Genomic DNA, 18553 nt, shown 5'->3' with positions numbered 1-18553 from the left:
TCGCGCCGTGCTCAGCCGGCGAACATCTGGGCGTACGGAGCCGACAGCGCCGGATAGTAGGCATCCCAGTCCACCGTGCCGACGCCGCTGCCGGACTCCGCCGCGACGAGCCGGTCGAGGTAGTACTCCCACCCGGGACCGACGTTCTCGGCCATCTCGGGGCGCGGAAGTCCCTGCGCGAACGTGAGTGTGGTGGTCCCATCGGCCTCGGTGAGATCCAACTCCAGCCGCCACACGTCGTCGGGTCCGCCCTCGGGATCGGGCGACTTCGATTCGACGACGAGCCGGTTCGGCGGCTCGCAGTCCAGAATGGACATTTGCTCCGGCGCCGCGTCCTCACCCTCTGCGGTCATACGGAAATCGACGAACCCGTCGGTCGGATCGCCGTCCCAGGTCCCCACCCAGCGTTCCAGCCGTCCGGGTTCGGTGATGGCCGCCCACACCGCGGCCACAGGCGCGGTGAAGGTGCGCTCGAGGACCACATAGGGAACCCCGTCGCGGATCTCCCGGCGGCCGGTGGCCGTCACGTCGGCATTCATCCTGTCTCCTTCTGTTCGCCGGTCTGGTGGCTCGGGTCGTCGAACTCCCGCACGGTGCGTCGGACCTCGAGATCGAGCGCGTCGAGATGATGCTCGCCGAACGGCGGCGTTGCTCCCGCCGCCAGTTCGTCGAGCCAGTCGCGCACCGGTGCCAGTCCGCCGGGCACGAGTTCGTAGTGCCGTTCGCGGCCGTGGTCGACGGCCGAGACCACGCCGGCCTCGTCGAGGACCCGCAGGTGACGCGAGATCGCGGGACGGCTGACCGGATGTTCGGCCGCGAGATCGACGACGCGCGCGGGGCGCTGCGCGAGACGTTCGACGAGTGCCCTACGAGTCGGGTCGGCGATCGCCTCGAATGCATCCACCCACTATTGGTAACACATCAGTTACCAATAGTGGGTGGATCAGCGAGATCCGTGATCTAGCTGATCTAGGCGTCGACCTTGCGCTTGAGTGCCAACCCGATCCGGGCGACCATGTCGTCCACCGCGAACTTGGGTTTGACGTTCATGTCCAGCGCCTCACGACAGTCGAGAACGGCCTCGACGCAGGACAGCAGCTGCTCGGGGCGGGCGTAGCCGGCCAGGGGTATCGAGATGTCGTCGGACTTGTCGGGGTGCATCGCGGTCACCTTCGCCCCGACCCCGACGACGAGCGCGTCGCGGAAGAGCGCGGCGAGGTCGACGAGGGCGCGGTCGAGGACGTCGCGTCCGACGCGCGTGGCCCGCGACTTCTGTCGCTTCTCCAGCTCCTTGAGCGCGCCGGCACTACCGCGGGGCATCCGGGCGGTCCCCTTGCCGGTACCACCCGCACCGAGCGCGGTCTTCATCTCCTCGGTCTCGGCCTCGTCGAGTTCCGCGCTGATCGCCTTGGCCGCTGTCTCCGCCGAACGCACCAGCTCCTCGGCCGCGGCGTACGCCGTCGAATCCCGGGAAGCCGCCCGCGCCAGCGACAGCGCCTTCTCCCGCTGGGAACGGGCGTCGGGGTCGGTGGCGAGGCGCCGGGCGCGGCCGATGTGGCCGCCGCAGACCGACGCCGCCCATCGGGCCTGCTCGGGGTCGAGGCCGTCGCGTTCGATCAGGACCCGTTCGATGGCCGCGGGTGTCGGCGACACCAGCGCGACGTGCCGGCATCGCGACCGGAGGGTGACCGAGATGTCCTCGGGGTCCACCGACGGCGCGCACAGCAGGAAGACGGTGCGGGGTGGCGGCTCCTCGACGACCTTCAGCAGCGCGTTGGCGGCCTGCTCGGTGAGGCGGTCGGCGTCCTCCACGATCACGATCTGCCAGCGACCGGTCCCGGGGCGTCGGGCGGCGGCCTGGACGATGTCGCGCATCGCGTTGACCGCCAGACTCAGACCCTCGGGCACGACGTGCCTCACGTCGGCGTGGGTCTTTGCCATCACCGTCACACACGCGCGGCACTCGCCGCACCCGACGTTCGCCGACTCGGGCGACTGGCACTGCAGGGCGGCCGCGAAACACGTCGCAGCGACCGAACGGCCGCTTCCCGGCGGCCCGGTGAACAACCAGGAGTGCGTCATCGACGCGCGTGACCACCCCGCGTCGACGCCCGGGATCTCGTCGTCGGGCACGAACAGGCCCTCGCTGCTGCCCGCGTCGAGTTGCTGCGCGAGGACCCGCGCAGCACGCGCGGCAGCCCGCAGATCGTCCGCGATGGCCTCTTGGCCGGTCAGCCGATCAAAGACATTGGTCACAACGACACCCTAAACCGCAGTTCGGACACGCCAACGGGGCGGAACCGTGTTTAACGATTGCAAGCAGCCAGCTACCGTAGTCTCCGTGGTGGAACAGCGGTCGCGATGGTCCAAGGTGCTGCACCTTGGCCGTTGGCTGATTCATACGCCGTGGCCGATCCTCGCGCTCGACATGCTCCGCGCGAATCTCGTCGGCGCGCTCTTCACCTTCGCCTTCCTCCGCTTCGGGATGCCGCTCCAGGATTCCATCAGCCTGGACGAGATCACCGCACTGAACCAGGTGATCTTCGCGAGCTACTTGCTGATAGCAATGGTCATCGGCGGTTACGCCAGTATCCAGCTGTCGCTACCCGTGCTCGTGTGGCACCGAAGACGCACGCGACTCGACAACGAGGCCGCCCGACGCCGCGCCCTCGCGCTACCGACGCTGCTGACGGTCGTCAACGCCGCACTGTGGGTGGTGGGCGGCGCGCTCTTCACCCTGGTCAACCTGACGGTGTCGTCGAAGAACGCCTTCATCGTCGCCATCGCGAGCGCCATCGGTGCGATGGTCACCTGCGCCCTCAGCTACATGCAGGCAGAAAAGGTCATGCGGCCGATCACCGTCGCCGCGATGGCCAACAACCCCGACCATGCGATCGCCCCGAGCGTCACCACCCGCATCACCGCGTTCTGGGTGATCAGCGTTGTTGCGCCGATGGTCGTGATCATCGGCCTGATCGTGCTGCACCGGCTGGGCATCTTCGAGGGCGACTCCACCGGCCTGGAACGTCCCATCCTGTGGATGGCGGTGTCGGCTCTCGCATTCAGCGTCATCGCGATCGTGCGCGTGGTGGCCGCGATCAACGACCCGATCAAGCAGCTGCGCCGCGCCCAGTCGAAGGTCAGTGAGGGCGACCTGAACGTCGCGGTGAAGATCTACGACGGCAGCGACCTCGGCCTGCTGCAGGCCGGCTTCAACGACATGGTCGCCGACCTGCGCGAACGACAGGAACTACGCAACCTGTTCGGCCGCTACGTCGGCGAGGACGTCGCTCGACGCGCCATCGAGACCGGTACCGAACTCGGCGGCGAGGAACGCTACGTCGGCGTGCTGTTCGTCGACATCGTCGGTTCGACGCGCCTGGCGGTGAACCGTCCGCCTCGCGAGATCGTCGAGCTGCTCAACGAGTTCTTCCGAGTGGTCGTGACCGTCGTCGGACGCCATGGCGGCTTCGTCAACAAGTTCCAGGGTGACGCAGCGCTCGCGATCTTCGGCGCTCCCCTCGACCTCGACGACTTCGCCGGCCGCGCGCTGGCCTCCGCGCGCGAACTACGTGCCGAGCTGTACCAGACCCTCGGCGACACCGACATCGGCATCGGCGTCTCCGCAGGCAAGGCGATTGCCGGTCACATCGGCGCCGAACAGCGCCTCGAGTACACCGTCATCGGAGACCCGGTGAACGAGGCCGCCCGTCTCACCGAACTCGCGAAGGACGAGCCCACCCGTGTGCTGGGTTCGGCCCGTGCCGTGTTCCTGGCCTCGCATCAGGAGGCCGAGCACTGGGAGATCGGCGAAGGCGTTGAACTCCGCGGACGAGGGATCGAGACCCTCCTCGCCCGCCCGCACATGGAGCCGTACCGCCTGGACTGAAGCCGGCCATCGCGTCCGAGGCGCGAGTGCGGCCAACCCCCGCTCCCTGAGGTGCGAGCGCGGCCAACCCCCGCTCCCTGAGGTGCGAGCGAAGCGAGCCACGAAGGGCGCTCAGTCCTCCGACGAATCCGTCTTCTTCGCGGCCGTCTTCTTGGCCGCGGTTTTCTTGGCCGTCGTCTTCTTGGCGGCAGCCTTCTTCGCGGTCTTCTTGGCGGCCGTCTTCTTCGCCGCCTTCTTGGCCGGGGCCTTCTTGGCAGCCTTCTTCGCCGCCTTCTTGGCCGGGCCGCGGGCACGACGATCGGCGAGGAGTTCCATCGCGCGCTCCGGCGTGATCGAGTCGACCTCGTCGCCCTTGCGCAGGCTGGCGTTGGTCTCGCCGTCGGTCACGTACGGACCGAAGCGGCCGTCCTTGATGACCATCGGCTTGCCGCTGACCTCGTCGTCCTTCCCCAGTTCACGCAGCGGCGGAGCAGCAGCCTGCCGTCCACGACGCTTCGGTTCGGAGTAGATCTTCAGGGCTTCCTCGAGAGTGATCTCGAAGAGCTGTTCCTCGCTGCCGAGGGACCGCGAATCGGAACCCTTCTTCAGGTACGGACCGTAGCGGCCGTTCTGCGCGGTGATCTCGTCGCCGGACTCGGGGTCGACGCCGACGACGCGCGGCAGCGACAGCAGCTTCAGCGCATCCTCGAGGGTGACCGTCGAGATGTCCATCGACTTGAACAGCGAGCCGGTACGCGGCTTGGGACCGGCCTTCTTCGCTGCCTTCTTGGCGGCCTTCTTCGCAGCCGGCTTGGTCTTGGTGGTGGTGCCGCCGCCCGGGGAATCCAGCGGGACCACATCGGCGTCGCCGGCATCGCTGCCGCCGGCACCGGGGGATCCGCCGTCGCGCGGCGTCGGACCCGCAGGGATGGTGATCGGGGCATCACCGTCGTCGTCATCGTCGTCGGACGGCAGGATCTCGGTCACGTACGGACCGAAACGTCCTTCCTTGGCGACGATCTCGTGGCCGGTCAGCGGGTCGACGCCCAGCGAGCGACCCTCCTGCGGCGTCGAGAACAGCTTCTCCGCGATCTCCAGGGTCAGCTCGTCCGGCGTGATGTCGGCCGGCAGGTTGGCACGCTGCAGATCGGGTTCGGCGTCGGCGTCGGTCTTCTTGTTCGCGTTGACGTCACGCTCGAGGTACGGGCCGAAGCGGCCGACGCGCACGTAGATCGGACGGCCTTCTTCGTCGTCGAAGAGCCGGATCGAGTTGACCTGACGGGCGTCGATCTCCTCCAGGTTGACGCCGACGAGCTTCTTGAGGCCGCCGTATTGGGCGATCGCCGACGATGCAGATCGTGCCTCGGCGTCGTCGCCGGACCGCTCGTCGCCGAAGTAGAACTCCGTCAGCCACTTGGTGCGGTTCTCGTTGCCGGTGGCGATCTGGTCGAGGTCGTCTTCCAGGGTCGCGGTGAAGTCGTAGTCGACGAGACTCTCGAAGTACGCCTCGAGGAGCCCCACCACCGCGAAGGCGATCCAGGACGGGACAAGGGCGTTGCCCTTCTTCACGACGTAGCCGCGGTCCTGGATGGTGCCGATGATCGAGGCGTAGGTCGACGGACGGCCGATGCCCAGCTCTTCGAGCACCTTGACCAGCGACGCCTCGGTGAAGCGGGCCGGCGGGTTGGTCGAATGGCCGTCAGCGGTGAGCTCGGTCGCGGTGAGCGACTGTCCCTCGGTCAGCTGCGGCAGGCGGTTCTCGGCGTCGTCGGCCTGACCGCCGGTCTGCTCGTCGACGGTCTCGACGTAGGCCGACAGGAAGCCGGGGAACGTGATGGTGCGGCCCGACGAGGCGAAGGTCGCGCGCTCGCCGGAGGAGGCGGTACCCGCGATGCGCAGGCTCAGCGTGGTGCCCTTGGCGTCGGCCATCTGGGAGGCGACGGTGCGCTGCCAGATGAGCTCGTAGAGGCGGAACTCGTCGGCCTCGAGCTGGCCGGCGACCTGACCGGGGGTCCGGAAGGTCTCGCCCGCGGGACGGATCGCCTCGTGGGCTTCCTGCGCGTTCTTGACCTTGCGGGTGTACTGACGCGGCGTCGGATGGACGAAGTTGTCGCCGTACAGCTCGCGGGCCTGGGCACGGGCGGCGTTGATCGCCGACTCGCTCAGGCTCGTCGAGTCGGTACGCATGTAGGTGATGAAGCCGTTCTCATACAGCCGCTGCGCGATGCGCATGGTGCGGTCGGAGGTGAACCGCAGCTTGCGGCCGGCCTCTTGCTGCAGCGTCGACGTCATGAACGGCGCGTACGGGCGGCGGGTGTAGGGCTTCTCCTCGACCGACGTCACCGTCATGGCCGCGCCACGCAGGCCTGCGGCCAGGCTCTCCGCACGGTCGGCGTTCAGCACGACGACGCCGTCGGACTTCTTCAGTTCGCCGGTCGCCTCGAAGTCGCGACCGGTGGCGACGCGGGCGTCGTCGACGTTGACCAGACGTGCCTTGAACGTCGACGGGCTGGCCTCGGCGCCGGCGTCCATGGTCGCGGCGATGTCCCAGTACTCGGCGGACACGAACGCCATGCGCTCACGTTCACGCTCGACGATGATGCGCGTCGCGACGGACTGCACACGCCCCGCCGACAGCTTCGGCATGACCTTCTTCCACAGGACCGGCGACACCTCGTAGCCGTAGAGGCGGTCGAGGATGCGGCGGGTCTCCTGGGCGTCGACCAGGTCGATGTCGAGGTCACGCGGGTTCTCGGCGGCGGCGCGGATCGCAGGTTCGGTGATCTCGTGGAAGACCATCCGCTTGACCGGGATCTTCGGCTTGAGCGTCTCGAGGAGGTGCCAGGCGATGGCCTCCCCCTCGCGGTCACCGTCCGTGGCGAGGTAGAGCTCGTCGACATCCTTCATCAGCGACTTCAGTTCGCTGACGGTGGTCTTCTTGTCCGGCGAGACGACGTAGAGCGGTTCGAAGTTGTCGTCGACGTTCACGCCGAGACGCGCCCAGGGCTGTCCCTTGTACTTGGCGGGCACGTCGGCGGCGCCGCGCGGCAGGTCGCGGATGTGGCCGCGGGACGACTCCACCACATAGTTGGAGCCGAGGTAACCGGCGATCTTGCGCGCCTTCGTAGGGGACTCGACGATCACGAGTCGTCGGATTCCCCCACTAGAGCGGGATGCGGTGCTGGTCTCGGCCACCGGGGCGTCCTTCGGTTGACTGGGTGGAGAACCACCTGCGCGTTGAAACAGGTGTGTTCGATGGGTTTGTACCTTATGTATAGCGCCGTTTGCACATCTGAATTCCATGTCGCGCTGTCAGATGTGACCCATACCGCGCTACCAGCCCGCGTTTTCCCAGGTCAAAGAATTCTCGTCGAGATCGCTAATGGATGTCCGCAGGTGGCCAATCCGGCACCGCCGCGGCATTCGGTGGAGGACCCACGTATTCGTGCAAACGAACGAGACGGCGGTGTCCGGCGATACGCAGTGCAGGTGAATGGCCCCGCGTGCCGACCAGCGTGGGTGCGATCCCCACCCGCATCAGAGCGGTGGCGAGGGCCGCGTGGGTGTCGGGGGCGTGCGGGTCGAGACCGAGCTGGTAGCGGCCCTCGTCGGAGTGGCCGGAGGCGATCACCCAGAGCCGCAACGCACGGTACGACGGAATCCAGCCGGCGGGCATCGCCTTGACCGCTCCGGCCGACCACGCCTGGTGCAGCGAGTCCAGTTCATGACTCGCGGCGGTGCGGGCCAGCGGGGTGCCCTCATCAGAAGTGGTGACCTCGGCGTCGAGACCGGAGGCCCGCATCTCCTCGACGATCTGCTCCGCGCGCCAGCGATCGCGGACGACGATCGAGACCCGCGTACCGGAATCCGAACGGACGGCCTGACCGTGCGCCACGAGCAGACCCGCGAGATCGGAGTACGCGGGCTCCTCGGTCTCCGCGGAGAAAAACGACAACTGGCCCACAGATCGAGATTAGGTGGTCCGGGTCCGCGAAACCGGCCTTTCCCGCGGCGGTTCGCGACGGCGCTTCATCGGCCCACACAAAACAAACCGCTCCCGTCTCGACTGATCGAGACAGGAGCGGTTGTCGGCAATCTGCGTGAGCAGTTGCGCAGGTGGTCTCAGACCGCGCGAACGCCGGTGGCCTGCGGGCCCTTGGTCCCCTGGCCGACCTCGAACTCCACCCGCTGGTTCTCCTCGAGGGTACGGAAACCGGATCCCTGGATCTCGGAGTAGTGGACGAACACGTCGTCGGAGCCCTCGTCAGGCGCGATGAAGCCGAAGCCCTTTTCCGCGTTGAACCACTTCACAGTTCCCTGTGCCATGTCTTGCAATCCTTTACATATCAACTGTCGCGACACGATGGGTCATCGCGTCGTGGCCGGTTGACCGCCATACCTCAAAGAGCCCCGCGAAGATCTGCTTCGATCCGCCAAACTAACCTCAGTACCACGGCTGCAACACGCTTGTCGCCCGCCTCGACGGGTTGCGAAAGCTGCGGCCGCACCCAGTCAATCATGTCCGGCCCAGTTGCGATAGTCGCATCAACCAAGATGAGCAAAAACCTCGCCAAACTTCAGCAGCACGACATCCGTCGGTAACATCCCGAGCTTCCCCAGACCTACCGCGTCGACACCACTTTGAAGAGTTTCCTCCATAAAATGCAGTACTCCACATTCGGGACAGGCCTCCTCGCGAGGTCCCTCGCAGGCACCGACCCCGACGAGTCCCCACTCACGCACCTGTCGGTAATCCCGTCGCGCCCTGCATCTTTCGCCGAGTGGCCGGAATGGGTTCCCCAAGCACTTCTCGACGCTTACGCGGACAACGGAATCGAACGCCTCTGGACACATCAGGCCCGCGCCGCCGACGAGGCATTCCGCGGTAATCATGTCGCCATTTGCACGGGCACCGCATCGGGTAAATCGCTGTCTTACCAAATGCCGATTCTTTCGACTCTGTTGAATGAAAAGAATTCGACAGCGTTATACCTCGCGCCGACGAAAGCTCTCGGCGCGGACCAGATCCGGTCGGTCTCCTCGGTCATCGCCGGGCGGCCGGAGTTCGGGCATCTGCAGCCCTGCGCCTACGACGGCGACACCGACCCCGAGATCCGACAGTGGGCGCGCGTGCACTCACGGTGGATCTTCACCAACCCCGACATGCTGCACATCGGCATCCTCTCCCATCACGCCCGGTGGCGTCAGTTCTTCCGGCATCTTCGCTACATCGTCGTCGACGAGTGCCACCACTACCGTGGCGTCTTCGGCTCGCACACCGCCCTCGTGATGCGCAGGTTGCTGCGAATCGCCCGAGCAGCCGGTGCCGATCCGACGGTCATCGGTGCCAGCGCGACGGTCGCACAACCCGCGGAGGCGCTGGGCCGCTTGATCGGTGAACCCGCGGTCGCGGTGACCGAGGACAGTTCGCCGCGCGGCGAACGCACCGTCGCATTGTGGGAACCGGACTTCCTGCCGGCGGTGACCGGCGAGAACGGCGCACCGGTCCGACGCTCCGCCGGCGCCGAATCCGCACGGTTACTGGCCGATTTCGTGGTCGAGGGTGCACGGACCCTGTGCTTCGCGCGCAGCCGGCGGGGCGTCGAACTGACAGCGCTGTCCGCGCGGAACCTGTTGTCGCAGAGTGCGCCCGAACTCGAGTCGAGGGTCGGGGCCTACCGGGCGGGTTATCTCGCCGACGACCGGCGCAAGCTCGAGAAGGCCATCTCCGACGGCGCGCTGCTCGGTGTCGCGACCACCAACGCACTCGAATTGGGTGTCGACATCAGCGGATTGGACGCCGTCATCGTCAGCGGTTACCCCGGAACCGTCGCATCGTTCTGGCAGCAGGCGGGCCGTGCCGGTCGCCAGCGCGAGTCCGGGGACTCGCTGGTGGTCCTGGTCGCCCGCGACGACCCGCTCGACACCTATCTCGTGCACCATCCCGAGTCACTCCTCGGCAAACCGGTCGAGGCCACCGTCACCGACCCGGCCAACCCGTACATCCTCGGGCCGCATCTACTGTGTGCCGCCGCGGAGAAACCGCTGTCGGACGCCGAGATCGATGCCTGGGATGCACGGCCGGTGGCCGAGGCGCTGGCGGCGGAAGGGCTGCTGCGCAAGCGGAAGTCCGGTTGGTACGTCGCCGCCGGCGTCGAACCGCACGCCGACATCGACATCCGGGGCGGCATCGGCGGACAGGTGCTGATCGTCGACACCACGACCTCGCAGGTCCTGGGCACCGTCGACACCGGACGTGCGATGTCGACGGTGCACCCCGGGGCGGTGCACATCCATCAGGGCGAGACATACCTCGTCGACGAGCTCGACCTCGACGACGGCCTGGCCCTGGCTCATCCCGAGGACCCGGACTGGACCACCGCCGCGCGCGAGACCACCGACATCTCGATCACCTCCGTCATCGAGAGCCGCGAGTTCGGCCCGCTGACCGTGACCTTCGTCGAGGTCGACGTGACGCACCAGGTGGTCGGGTATTTACGGACTCTGCGCACCGGCGAGGTCCTCGACGCCGTCGAACTCGACATGCCCGAGCAGACCCTGCACACCCGGGCGGTCATGTACACACTGACACCCGAGGTGTTGGCCGAGGCCGGGATCGACGAGACGAGGCTGCCCGGGTCACTGCACGCGGCCGAGCACGCCGCGATCGGACTCCTCCCCCTCGTGGCGACATGCGACCGCTGGGACATCGGCGGCGTCTCCACCGACCTCCATCCCGACACCGGATTGCCGACCGTCTTCGTCTATGACGGGTACATGGGCGGGGCGGGTTTCGCCGAGCGCGGGCACTCCGCCTTCCTCACCTGGATCGACGCCACCCGGGACGCCGTCGCGAGCTGCGGATGCGAGAGTGGCTGTCCGTCGTGTGTGCAGAGCCCCAAGTGTGGCAACGGCAATGATCCTTTGGACAAAGATGGCGCAGTGGCGGTCCTCGAGCTGCTGTCTCGGCAATACTTGGCTCATGCATGACGAGGCATCCGATCGGGGGATCGGAACGAAGCGGGTGGTGACCCGGCCCTCGCGCGCCTTCTTCCTGCTAGCGCGGCCGACCCAGGACACCGACAACCTGCCGGCCTCGATCGGCGAACGCGATGTGTTCTTCTCCGAGGAGGCGGCCCTCGACGCCCTCGACCTGCACTACGGGTGGTGCGCGGCGCGATCGGGCGGCTTCACCCCGGTGGTGACCACCGCCCAGTGGTACCTGCAGACCGCGATGATCGGCCCGCGGATCACGCCGTCGCTCGGCGAGGTGTACCTGGCGTCGTCCGACGCACAGTCCGGCGAAACCTGGGCTGCTGCAGGAGGTTTCCTGACCGAGGGCGAATTGATCCACTGGTCCTCGTTCGTGCGGGCAGTCCGACCGTGGATCCCGCTGAACACCGGAACCGAGGCCTTCGAACTCGCCTACCGCGGCGACACCGACGTGCACTTTCACCAATTGTGGTTCGCCCCTATGCAATCGGTACGCGTGTATCCCAAGCGGATCGTCGTCGACGAGGACAGTCGCGGGTAGCGCTCCCCCATCACTCGGCCGGCCCGGCCCGCGCCGATGCCGTAGCTGCCCGGACCCCGAAGCTGCCCAGGTCGACCGGTACGCGCACCGAGACCAGCACGTCGTCGCCGTCGAGTCGGCACGAGACCACCTCGGCTGACGGCCGTTGCGCCGCAGCCACTGCACGCGCAGCGGTACAAGGGTCGGACTCCCCTGCCACATGGTCTGCGGCAGCCGCCAGCGCAGACAGGTCGGCCGCGGACTGTGCGCGGTGACGGGCGAGCACGGCCGCGCCGACGTAGATGACCATGACGAGAACTGCGGCGAGAGCGGCGATCGCGAACGCACCCAGCACCGTCGCATTGCCCTGGTCGTCGGCGACGAGACCGCGGATCGCTCTCACGGTTCGACGCCGGGAGCGAAGAGCACCTCGTCCTCGCCGCGTGGTTCCTTCGCCGCGACCGCCTGCGCCGACAGCGTGAGCCCGGGCAGCAGGGGCACCGAGGTCCGGACCTGCGCGACGACACGTTCGCCCTGCACCGACACCGACACCACCGCCCGATCCCCCGCCGTCCGCTTCGCGACCTCGCGCGCCGAATCATCCCCAGCCGCCGTCAACCGCGCTGCCTCCCGCGCAGCGTCGGTGCAACGGATCTGGGCCGTCACGCCACCGATTGCTCCGACGGCGAGCAACACCGCGACGACTATCGCGGCCACGGCGTAGGCCGCCTCGACCGTCACCATCCCGTCTTCGTTGCGACCCAGCTGCACCAGCCGAATCTGCCACGCGTGCAGACACATCAGCCCACCGAGGTGTTGAGCGCCTTCCCGATGATGCCGGTCAGCGCACTCACGATGTTGTCCCCGGTGATCACCGTATAAAGGATCGCTCCGAACGCCGCAGCCGCAATAGTCCCTATCGCGTACTCGGCCGTGGACATGCCGTCCTCATCGGTGATCAGCCGCATGGCGTGCGCACCCGCACGGTCGATGAGACGAGAAAGGTTGTGGGTCATGGGTTCTCCTGTCGGGACGAGCACTTCCGAGTTCCTGCATTTACTAGGACGCACGCGAGCCCTGTTCGGATCCATCGGATTTCCGCCTCCGCAAACCCACCCTTTTTCGGCAGGACCACCAGTTTTCGAGGGGTGGGTTTGCCGAAAAGGGGTGGGTTTGCGGACAGCTCAGAATGTGCCGAGCACCGTCGACGCCAGACCGACGACGACCGGCACGATCCCGAGGCAGATGAACGCCGGGAGAAAGCACAACCCGAGCGGACCGCTGATCGCGACGCCGGCACGTTCTGCGGCGGCCAGCGCGTCGTCGTGAGCGCGGCGTCGAACGTCGTCGGCCAGTTCCGCTAGTCCGCCGGCGAGCGACGAACCGGCTCTGGCCGATCGTCGCGCCAGGGCCGCGAGAGCCTCGAGATGGTCGTCGCCCGATGCCTTTCCATCCGGTGGGTCGTCGAGCAGCGCCGACCATGCGGCGTCCGGGTCGGCACCGAGTTCTAGCAGGTCGGCGACCCGCGCGAGCGGCTGGGCGAGTGACGGCGGGGCACGGCCGGCAACGACCGCCGCGGCGACCCCCACCGGTAACCCTGCCCGAAGGCACACGGCGAAGAGATCGAAGGCGGATGCCACGGCGAACGGGTCCTCACGTGGTGGACCCGCACCCAGCCATCTCGGTGAGCGGTCGGGGCCCGGCGGCGGGTCTATGACCCGGTACAACCGCCAGCGTGGCGCGGGCCAGACCAACAGTCCCGCAGCCAGAGCCGCCACCGCGATGGCCACTGGAGTCAACGGGCCAGCACCTTGCCGGTGATGCGTTCCGACCAGGCGACTCCAGCAGCGGCCAAGGCGGTTCCGACCATCAGCAGGAGGCCACCGAGACCCCCACCGAGGAGTACCTGGATCGGCCCGGCGCCGGTCGCCTGGCCCAGTGCGATACCGAGCAGGGGGAGACCGGCCAGCACCATCGCGGTCGCGCGTGGTCCGGACAGGCCGGCACGTGTGCGGTCTGCGAACCCGCGGCGCGACCGTAGATCGGCCCGCAACGCCGCCAGCGTGTCCACCATCGGTAGGCCGTATTGTTCTGCGGTCTGCCAGGCGACTCCGATCCGACGCCACGACGCGGCCCCCGACGCGTCGTCCGAGCCCGGTGCCGTGTCCGGTTCCGCGATCGCCGACCCACCGAGCGACGCCCGCGACGCCATCGCCTCGAGGCCGTCGGCGATCTCCGAACAACCGGGCCCGCCGCCGGATGTGCGCCGCCGAAGTTCGGCGACGGCGACCTCGCAGGCATGGACCGGGGGCGCACCGACCGACAGTTCCGAGATCATCAGGGACAGCGCCAGCAGCAGGTCGTCCAACCGACGATCGAATCCTCTCTCCGCCCGCCGACGGCGTCGAATCCACACCACCAGGGTCACGACGATCCCCGCCGCAACCGCGGCCGAGAGTCCGCCCGGCACCAGGGCCGCCAACGGTGCACTCGCGGCGACCAGCGCCGTCGGATTCGACGATCGGGGAACGCGCGGCCTGCCCACGACGACCCGGAGGCGGTGTCCGGCCCGCAGTGGCGACCACAACAGGACACCGAACCCGAGGGCCGCCAGCACCGGGGCCAACGGCGGGACCGCGGCCATCATGCCGGCAACCGCGGCGGACCGGATGCGACCCCGTGATCGCCGATGGGCAAGCTACCGGGCGGTCGATGTCTGGCGAGCATTGTGTCGAAGAGTGGTCGGTGGTCGGTGAATCCACTGTCGCGCAACCAGATCGGTACGATGTCGACCCTGCCGTCAGGAGCGCGACGTACGACGCCGATCTCGACGAGTCCGCGTGAACCGTCTGCTCGGCGCGCGACACCGAGCACCATCTGTAGCGCCGCGCCCAGCTGACTGTGCAACGCATCCCGCCCCATCCCGCCGAGTGCGGCAAGGGCTTCCATGCGCGCCGGCACCTCGGAGGTCGAGTTGGCGTGCACAGTCCCGGCACTGCCGTCGTGGCCGGTGTTGAGTGCGGTGAGCAGGTCGATCACCTCGCCGCCTCGTACCTCGCCGACGACGATCCGGTCGGGCCGCATGCGCAGTGCCTGCCGCACCAGTGTGCGCACCGGAACCTCGCCCACGCCTTCGACATTCGCCGCACGAGCCACGAGACGCACCACCTGGGGATGACGTGGTGCCAGTTCGAGGGCGTCCTCGACACACACGAGCCGCTCACGCGGGTCCATCTCGCCGATCAGCGCGTTGAGCAGAGTCGTCTTGCCCGAACCCGTGCCGCCGATCACCAGAAAAGAGAAGCGGTGTCGGAGGATGTCTCCGATGGTCCCGACCACCTCGGTCGGGATCGCGCCGCCGGCGATCAGACTCGGCAGGTCCTTCGATGCCGAACGCAGCACCCGCAACGAGATACAGGTGCCGTCCGCGGCGAGTGGCGGGATGATCGCGTGGAGTCGCACCGTGTACCCGCACCGGCCGACGTCGGACAACTGGCCGTCGACCCACGGTTGCGCGTCGTCGAGACGGCGTCCGGCGCTCAGCGCGAGACGTCCCGCCAGGCGCCGGACCGATGCCTCGTCGGGAAAGCGGATCGTTGTCGGCTCGAGTCCGCGTCCGCGGTCCACCCACACGTCGGCGGGACCGGCGACGAGGATGTCGGCGATGTCGGGCTCGGCGAGTAGCGCCTCCAACTTCCCGGCGCCGGTGAGCTCGGTTTGGAGGAATCGGAGTGCCGCGAGGAGGTCGGTGTCGCCCAGGACACCGCCCGCCTCGGCGCGGATCGCCTCGGCGATGACGGCCGGGCTCGGCTCCGCGGCATCTGCGGCCAGGCGGGAACGGACGCGTTCGAGCAGCTCGTCATCGGTCCGATCGGGCGTCACGCTGCCCTCCCCTGCCCGACCACCCTCGAATGCACCGCTCGGGCCGCGCGCCCTAGTGGACTGCGGGGCCGGACACGGAGCGGTCCGCCTTCCAGCCGGACCGGAAGGCGGGGGTCAGGCCGGTAAGCGGCGATCAGTGGGACCCCGATCGCGTCGGCGACCTGGGCGGGTCGCAGACCACCTGGTGACGGGCCCCGGACCACGAGTTCGACGGAGACCTCGTCACCGATGAGCCGGCCGACGACCCGGCGCGCCGCAGCGCAGCCACCGACCGAGGGAGCCGAGACCAGCACGACGAGATCCGCCGACGCGATCGCCGTGCGGACGACCGGGGTGTCGGCGCGCGGGAGATCGACCACCACGAGATCTCCGTGCGTCCGACCCGCGTCGATGACCGCGGCGACCGCGTCCGCACCCGGGCCCCGCGCCGGGAGGCGTTCCGAGGTCAGCACCGCGAGACCGCCCTCCGCACGGGGCAGCGCGTGGTGCAGCGCCGTGCCGCCGACGACTCCACCGTCCAGGGACAGGTCCTGCCATCGCAATCCCGGGCGTTGCTCGATCCCGAGCAGGAGGTCGGCACCGGGCGCGACGTCGTCGAGATCGAGGAGCAGGGTGGCCGAGCCGTTCCCGACGCTGGTGAGAGCCACCGCAGCGGCCAGCGTCGATGCGCCGGCTCCACCGTGTGCGCCGATGACCGCAAGGACACCTGCAGGACGGCGCCGGGGTACGCGGACCTCGGTGAGGGTTCTGACCAGGCGCTTCTCATCCGACGGCAACGCGACCGCGTCGGCGGCCCCCAGATCCATCGCCATCCGCCAGGTGTCGGTGTGCGGCTCCTCCGCACTGACGAGGATCAGACCGTCGCGACGCGGCGGATGTGTCAGCGAGAGAACGGCGATCGCCGCCGGATCGGCCACCACGGCGCGGGTGGTCAGCCATTCGCGGCGGCAGTCGTCGGGTCGGCCTGCGACCGTTCGATAACCGGCAGCTGCGGCGCAGCGGGCGACGTCGTCGTACAGCTCCGGGTCGACGAGAACGAGCAGATCATCGGGCATGGAGTCGATGATGAGGTGGAGGAAGACCCGCACGAGGCCGGCAGCCGACTCTGTGGAGATCTTCGTGGGGCTGTGGAAGGAATCCACAAGACGACGACAGCGCAGACTACAACTGACTGTGGTGAGGGGAATCCTGGAACGAAACGACCCTTAGATAGAAGACAACCCCGGCCAGGGGGGGAGGAGGCCGGGGTTGTCGCGTTTCAGCCCCGGGGGGTCGGGCTGAAAGGCGCCGGTATCAGAACCGGGTACCGACGACTATACACACGGCCCCGGATTCTTTGCAAGTACAACAATCGTTTTTCGCAAATGTCCGTTCTGATCTCAGGATAGACCCGGAGCCCGATAGGCAACATCCCAGCAGACGTATTTCCGCAAGGAAAATTGCGGTTGGTAAATCTCGGACATAAGTGTTCGCCGCCTCGGTCCCACGGACGGCGCCAGGGGGCAGATCGTCATGACGAACTTAGGACTCGACAGGATGCCGGAACCCGCCTCGCGACACGCAGGCCGCAGTGCATCGACAGCTTCCCGACGCCCTCCAGATCCGCGGATGCTTTGTCCCGCAGCACTTCTCGTCGATTCGGGGAAGTCGTTCGACATTTGGACCCGAATCACTTGATGTGACCGCGATCACGGTGTACAACAGTGGTACGGAAGTTCGGAGGGCCAAGCCCGATCCGGAAGAGAAGGACCGAGCCCCCACTCCAACACTTCCCAGCACGGGCGGCAAGCACCCACGCGGAGCACGCCGCATAGAGGCAAAAGCGTTGTGCGCCTGCGAAATCGCGGCCAGGAGAAACGACCGACACACTGATGCGCCAAAGCCTTCCCCCGCACGGTAGATAGCCCGGGGAGAATGGCCCTCCAATGGCAGCACGTGGACGGTACGGGCGACCTGACTCGCGTTCAATCGCCGAGGCGGTGACCACAACCCACCAAGCACGCTTGGTAACTTGAGTCCGTGCTACGCGGGCGGCAACCTCGTCGGTAACGACAGGGAGGCCGCCCGCAGTGTTGTCCGGGGCCGGTTTCAGCTACCCGGCACGCGCCGCATCGGCGATCGATTTCGCCTCCGCCGCACCGGCTTCGAGAGCCTCGCAACAGAACACGAGCCAGTCCCGCAGCCCGTCCGGACTCCCCGAGGAGAAGGCCGCGGACAGCGACCGATACTCCGCCGCGCGCTTGAACCAGGTGACCTCCGGGACCCCGAGACAATGCGGGTCGAGTCCCGTCGCCGCACCCACGAGCCTGGACGCGGCACGCGCGACCACCCCGTTCGCCGAGGGGAACGGCTGGAGCCCGAGAAGCTCGCCGTGTACCACCGCGGCGAGCACCGGCGCCGGCACCGACGTTGCACCGGTTATCAACTGCCCCAACAGATCGAGACGATTTGCCACATCCGTCTCAGGCCGCGGCCGGCCGAGCTCGTCGGGATCCTCCACCAGGTCGGCGGCGGCGAGCGTGTGCAGCCGAGCGAGAGCCTGGGCAGGAGCGCGTCGGATCACGCCGGTGAGGGTCTCGAGCGATTCACCGTCGAGAGCCTGCGACACGCGCATCGCCCCCGCGAGGATCGGATCGTCGAAGTCCCCGTCACGGCGGAGCTCCACACTGCCGCCGTCGATCGCGGCCGACGACCGGCCCGCCCGCCACGAGGCCTCGGTGGCTGTCTTGTCCCATCCGCGCAGGTTGGCGGGGTGCCGGTGTACCGCGGACAGCGCGTCACGCGCCCGGTCGGCGGCGTCGGCCACGCCGGGGAGGTCCAACAGAGGAGCCAAAGGATCGTTGGTCACGCCCTGACGATAGTGGCGCGAACTCGTCGCGTGCGTTCCCGACCCCGGTCCGAGCATCTCCACGTCCACCGCTCCCGAACCCGGACATCGCTGTGGCCCACCCGGTCGACAACCGAATCATCCCCTAACCGACCATGACATCACTTATTGTTAGCGACGGTTTCGAATATGTTCTTCTATCCATTCTTTTCGGTCGCCCGAACAGGGCGTCGGCCATGCGTGGAGAATGGACGCCGACCGCTTGTCGCGACAGAGCCACCGCTCGTCGCGTATCGATCACGCTCATCGGAGCACCGGTACCCCGTTGCAACGTGGCGTGACTACGCTCACACCAGCGATCCGTCATCCGATCGGGTCACCTTTACTGTGGGTTGACCCGCCGTCGAGAAGCGAAAGGCTCATTTCACTGATGTCCTCCACCACCGTCCAGGCGTTCCCGCCA

17 protein-coding genes are annotated in these 18553 nt (G+C 67.8%); 3 read left to right on the top strand and 14 right to left on the bottom strand.

The window, feature by feature from the left end:
* Nucleotides 1-11 precede the first annotated feature (11 nt).
* The 3 genes from M1L58_RS03785 to M1L58_RS03775 form a co-directional block, all read right to left on the bottom strand.
* Nucleotides 12-539, bottom strand: coding sequence for an SRPBCC family protein (locus tag M1L58_RS03785; RefSeq protein ID WP_248657877.1), 528 nt, complete (start codon nucleotides 537-539; stop codon nucleotides 12-14).
* On the bottom strand, nucleotides 536-904 hold the full coding sequence (locus M1L58_RS03780) for an ArsR/SmtB family transcription factor (RefSeq protein ID WP_248657876.1): 369 nt from the start codon (nucleotides 902-904) through the stop codon (nucleotides 536-538). Before M1L58_RS03780 ends, M1L58_RS03785 begins: the two co-directional genes overlap by 4 nt.
* 65 nt (nucleotides 905-969) lie before the next feature.
* On the bottom strand, nucleotides 970-2256 hold the full coding sequence (locus tag M1L58_RS03775) for a DNA polymerase III subunit delta' (protein ID WP_248657875.1): 1287 nt from the start codon (nucleotides 2254-2256) through the stop codon (nucleotides 970-972).
* 115 nt (nucleotides 2257-2371) lie between these two features.
* Here M1L58_RS03775 and M1L58_RS03770 point away from each other — a divergent pair, with 115 nt between their 5' ends.
* Nucleotides 2372-3889 carry an adenylate/guanylate cyclase domain-containing protein gene (locus M1L58_RS03770; RefSeq protein ID WP_248658046.1) on the top strand — a complete coding sequence of 506 codons (1518 nt, stop codon included), beginning with the start codon at nucleotides 2372-2374 and terminating at the stop codon, nucleotides 3887-3889.
* A gap of 111 nt (nucleotides 3890-4000) precedes the next feature.
* Here M1L58_RS03770 and topA read toward each other — a convergent pair whose 3' ends face one another.
* From topA to M1L58_RS03755, 3 genes are all read right to left on the bottom strand, one after another.
* Complete coding sequence (topA, locus tag M1L58_RS03765; protein ID WP_154882045.1) at nucleotides 4001-7063, bottom strand: type I DNA topoisomerase; 3063 nt, start codon at nucleotides 7061-7063, stop codon at nucleotides 4001-4003.
* 184 nt (nucleotides 7064-7247) lie between these two features.
* Nucleotides 7248-7832, bottom strand: a complete 585-nt coding sequence (locus M1L58_RS03760) for a hypothetical protein (RefSeq protein ID WP_248657874.1) — start codon at nucleotides 7830-7832, stop codon at nucleotides 7248-7250.
* A gap of 158 nt (nucleotides 7833-7990) precedes the next feature.
* Complete coding sequence (locus M1L58_RS03755) at nucleotides 7991-8194, bottom strand: cold-shock protein (protein ID WP_004022110.1); 204 nt, start codon at nucleotides 8192-8194, stop codon at nucleotides 7991-7993.
* 336 nt (nucleotides 8195-8530) lie between these two features.
* Here M1L58_RS03755 and M1L58_RS03750 point away from each other — a divergent pair, with 336 nt between their 5' ends.
* A complete protein-coding gene (locus M1L58_RS03750) occupies nucleotides 8531-10858 on the top strand; it encodes a DEAD/DEAH box helicase (protein ID WP_248657873.1) in 2328 nt (775 codons plus the stop codon).
* Entirely contained in the window at nucleotides 10851-11402 is a 552-nt protein-coding gene (locus tag M1L58_RS03745; RefSeq protein ID WP_006866625.1) for a hypothetical protein, read from the top strand. Before M1L58_RS03750 ends, M1L58_RS03745 begins: the two co-directional genes overlap by 8 nt.
* Nucleotides 11403-11412: 10 nt before the next feature.
* On the opposite strand, the gene M1L58_RS03740 is transcribed toward M1L58_RS03745, so the two are convergent.
* The 8 genes from M1L58_RS03740 to M1L58_RS03705 form a co-directional block, all read right to left on the bottom strand.
* Nucleotides 11413-11784, bottom strand: coding sequence for an Rv3654c family TadE-like protein (locus M1L58_RS03740; protein WP_154882041.1), 372 nt, complete (start codon nucleotides 11782-11784; stop codon nucleotides 11413-11415).
* Nucleotides 11781-12182 (bottom strand): TadE family type IV pilus minor pilin, encoded by a 402-nt coding sequence (locus M1L58_RS03735; RefSeq protein WP_248657872.1) that lies wholly within the window; start codon nucleotides 12180-12182, stop codon nucleotides 11781-11783. The genes M1L58_RS03740 and M1L58_RS03735 overlap by 4 nt, the downstream gene beginning before the upstream one ends.
* The gene (locus tag M1L58_RS03730) at nucleotides 12182-12397 is read right to left on the bottom strand and encodes a DUF4244 domain-containing protein (RefSeq protein ID WP_248657871.1); all 216 of its coding nucleotides are present in this window, start codon (nucleotides 12395-12397) and stop codon (nucleotides 12182-12184) included. The genes M1L58_RS03735 and M1L58_RS03730 overlap by 1 nt, the downstream gene beginning before the upstream one ends.
* Before the next feature lie 168 nt (nucleotides 12398-12565).
* Nucleotides 12566-13180 (bottom strand): type II secretion system F family protein, encoded by a 615-nt coding sequence (locus M1L58_RS03725; protein WP_248657870.1) that lies wholly within the window; start codon nucleotides 13178-13180, stop codon nucleotides 12566-12568.
* Nucleotides 13177-14028, bottom strand: a complete 852-nt coding sequence (locus M1L58_RS03720; RefSeq protein ID WP_248657869.1) for a type II secretion system F family protein — start codon at nucleotides 14026-14028, stop codon at nucleotides 13177-13179. The genes M1L58_RS03725 and M1L58_RS03720 overlap by 4 nt, the downstream gene beginning before the upstream one ends.
* Complete coding sequence (locus M1L58_RS03715; RefSeq protein WP_248657868.1) at nucleotides 14025-15263, bottom strand: TadA family conjugal transfer-associated ATPase; 1239 nt, start codon at nucleotides 15261-15263, stop codon at nucleotides 14025-14027. The genes M1L58_RS03720 and M1L58_RS03715 overlap by 4 nt, the downstream gene beginning before the upstream one ends.
* Nucleotides 15260-16318, bottom strand: a complete 1059-nt coding sequence (ssd, locus tag M1L58_RS03710; RefSeq protein ID WP_248657867.1) for a septum site-determining protein Ssd — start codon at nucleotides 16316-16318, stop codon at nucleotides 15260-15262. Before ssd ends, M1L58_RS03715 begins: the two co-directional genes overlap by 4 nt.
* Before the next feature lie 1037 nt (nucleotides 16319-17355).
* Nucleotides 17356-18111 carry a hypothetical protein gene (locus tag M1L58_RS03705; RefSeq protein ID WP_040535982.1) on the bottom strand — a complete coding sequence of 252 codons (756 nt, stop codon included), beginning with the start codon at nucleotides 18109-18111 and terminating at the stop codon, nucleotides 17356-17358.
* Nucleotides 18112-18553 lie beyond the last annotated feature (442 nt).

This window comes from Gordonia sp. C13 (assembly GCF_023218005.1).
Classification (GTDB): domain Bacteria; phylum Actinomycetota; class Actinomycetes; order Mycobacteriales; family Mycobacteriaceae; genus Gordonia; species Gordonia namibiensis.
The sequence above is the reverse complement of the archived record's forward strand: the minus strand, read 5'-3'. Positions and strand labels throughout refer to the sequence as shown.